The following is a 3,174-nucleotide window of genomic DNA, read 5'->3' on the forward strand; positions in this document are numbered from 1 at the left end:
GATGATATCAAGACCGAGCGCGACGTGATCCTGGAGGAGCGCCGTTGGCGCAGAGAGACGAACCCCCATGCTCTGCTGGACGAGGAGGTCAACGCGACGTTGCGGCAGAACCAGCCCTACCGCATTCCGGTCATCGGCTGGATGCAGGAGATGGAGAAGCTGAACGGCACCGACGCATTCACCATCTACAACAAATACTACCGACCGAACAACGCCGTGCTGGTGGTGGCCGGCGACGTAGAGCCTGAGACGGTGAAGGCGCTGGCCGAGAAGACCTATGGCAAGGTTGTGCGCGGGCCGGACCTGCCCCCGCGCAACCGCCCGGACGAGCCGGAGCAGAACACCAGGCGCACAGTGACGCTGACCGATGCGCGCGTTTCGGTGCCGAGCTTTTCCACTCATTGGGTGGTGCCGTCCTATCATACGGCAGAGCCCGGCGAGGCCGAGGCGCTCGACCTGCTGGCCGAGATCCTCGGCGGCGGTAACCGCAGCCGGCTATATCAGGAGCTTGTCGTCAACCAAGGCATAGCCTCGGCGGTCGGCGCCTTCTTCCAGGGCACCATGCTAGACGACACCAATTTCATCATCTCCGGCTCGCCGCGCGGCGATGCAAAGCTCGTCGATCTCGAAGCGGCGGCCGTTGCCGAAGTCGCCCGGATCGCCAAGGATGGCGTCACCAGCGACGAGCTGGACAAGGCCAAAGACCGCTATATCCGCTCGGTTTTTGCGCACGACGAGCTGGACCACATCGCCAACATTTATGGCAAGACGCTCACCACCGGTGGCAATGTGAAGGACGTGCTCGAGAGGCCGGACCGCGTCCGCAAGGTCACCACCGACGAGGTCAAGGCGGTCGCCGCGCGTTATCTAGTGCTCGACCATTCGACCACAGGCTATCTTTTGCCGCAGCAACAGGCGGGGAATTGATCATGAGCTCCATCCGCATGCAAATGCGCCGGCCGGTCTTCCCTCGGCGCGTCTTCGCCACCCTGTTCCTCTCCATCCTCTTTCTCATCTTGCGGGCGCTCGCCCGGTGAAAGGGATCTGTTTAAAGCCGCGAGGATCGGTTTTCGCGGGCCTTGCCAGGCATTTGCCGGTTCAGGCGTCATTATTGGGGTGCGCTCCTCCTCAGGCCAGCCTCTCTTCGAGTGGATAGAGTCGCCGATTCGTGGTCCGCAGATTGTAGGCACAGGCCACCAGCATCCACTCCGCGCGGCTGGCGAAGCCGATGTCCGTGTTCAATCGGTCGACTAGTAGAACCGCGAGGCATCTTCTAGCGTATTCAGGTATTCTCCCTTTCCAGTGGGGTACCGTGGTCTACCAGCTGTCTGGCCGAGGCCCTATAAAGAACCCGGACGTCGCGGAGTACACACCGCACCTGCTATATATACCTGCTGCGTTGAGGAGGAATCCGGTATTGCCCCTGTGCCTGCCGATGATCCGTCACCTGAGATCCCCCGACCTGTTTGAACCCATTGATCGCCTGCCGGCACTTGGCACGCGGATTAGCGAGCGGACATTCGAGGTCCTCAACCCGTCGACTGGCGAAGTGCTGGCAGAACTACCCGACATGGGTGTCGAGGAGACATGCGCTGCGATCGATAAGGCCTATGTCGCGCAGCCTGGATGGGCAGGGCTGACCGCACGTGAGCGCAGCGACGTTCTATGGCGATGGCATCAGTTGATCATCGACCACGCCGACGATCTCGCCGCGATTCTCACCGCGGAGATGGGCAAGCCGCTTGCCGAAGCCAAGTCGGAGATATCGCATGCTGCGGCGTATCTGCAATGGTACGCCGAGGAGGCCAATCGCGTCTATGGCGAGACGATCTCCGCACCATCGATGGACCGCCGAATGCTGGTAATCAAACAGCCCATCGGAGTTGTTGGCACGATAACGCCATGGAATTTCCCGGCCTCGATGGTGGCGCGCAAAATCTCGCCAGCCTTGGCGGCGGGCTGCACGATCGTCCTCAAGCCCGCTGAACAGACGCCGCTCGTGGCGGGAGCAATGTTCGCCCTCGCCCATCAGGCTGGTTTTCCCGAAGGCGTCGTCAACCTGATCTATGCGTCCGAAGGTGACGCGGTCGGCCGCGAACTTTGTACCAATCCCAAGGTCCGCAAGATTAGCTTCACCGGGTCGACTGAGATCGGGCGCCTTCTCATGCGCCAGTGCTCGGACCAGATCAAAAAAGTCAGCCTTGAGCTCGGCGGCAATGCACCTTTCATCGTCTTCGATGATGCCGATATCGATGCCGCGGTTGACGGTGCGATCCAGGCGAAGTTCCGCAATGCCGGCCAGACCTGCGTTTCGGCGAACCGCCTTTACGTCCAGTCGGGCGTTCACGACGAGTTCGTCGAGAAATTCGTGCAACGGGCTCGCCAACTTCAAGTTGGTGACGGTTTCGCTCCCGGAGTGGACATCGGACCGCTCATCGACAAGCACGCTTTGGCCAAGATCGAATCCCATATTGCCGATGCCGTCGCCAAAGGCGGCGCAATTCGATGCGGGGGCAAACGCATCGGCACGAATGGCACGTTTTTCCAACCGACAGTCCTGACCGGTGTCTCCAGCGAGATGACCGTCGCGCAAGAAGAGACATTCGGGCCGCTGGCACCGATTATTCGCTTCAAAGATGCGGATCAGGTCGTGCGTGAGGCCAACGACACGATCTATGGCCTCGCGGCCTACTTTTATGCCTCCAACCTGAAGCGTGTCTGGCGTGTGGCCGAGGCCTTGGAATATGGAATGGTCGGGGTAAATACCGGCCGGATGTCTTCAGAAGCGGCGCCGTTCGGTGGGATAAAACAGTCCGGCATCGGGCGGGAGGGATCCCGCCATGGCCTCGAGGACTACCTCGAAATGAAATATCTCTGCATGGGCGGCATCTGAATTTTCGGCTTGCAGGGTTCACAGCCGGGTAACCTAGCGAGCGATCTCCAAATATGTGAATTGTAGGATCGCTCCTCGATTGGGAACTGAGGGGCGGCTCCGTACCCGAGCAAACACGCAATCCTGAAGGAGCACCCTGGCTGGACTTATCTCTCGACGAGACAAGCGTCTGCATTGTCGGCGAAGACGGCGTGCATGTGACGGAGGATACGCTTGCGAGGGATTTGGCGGCCCTCGCCGAGTATCTTCAGGCGACGGGCTGTCGTTGCGCGGGTATGGTT

2 protein-coding genes are annotated in these 3,174 nt (G+C 60.5%); both read left to right on the forward strand.

Going from position 1 to position 3,174, the window contains the following annotated elements:
• A partial coding sequence (locus NKI16_RS33885) for a M16 family metallopeptidase (protein WP_352924795.1) occupies positions 1–927 on the forward strand: 927 nt, incomplete at its 5' end.
• A gap of 508 nt (positions 928–1,435) precedes the next feature.
• On the forward strand, positions 1,436–2,893 hold the full coding sequence (locus NKI16_RS33890; RefSeq protein ID WP_352924797.1) for an NAD-dependent succinate-semialdehyde dehydrogenase: 1,458 nt from the start codon (positions 1,436–1,438) through the stop codon (positions 2,891–2,893).
• Positions 2,894–3,174 lie beyond the last annotated feature (281 nt).

The sequence above is a fragment of the Mesorhizobium sp. M0698 genome, from assembly GCF_040320455.1.
Taxonomy (GTDB): domain Bacteria; phylum Pseudomonadota; class Alphaproteobacteria; order Rhizobiales; family Rhizobiaceae; genus Mesorhizobium.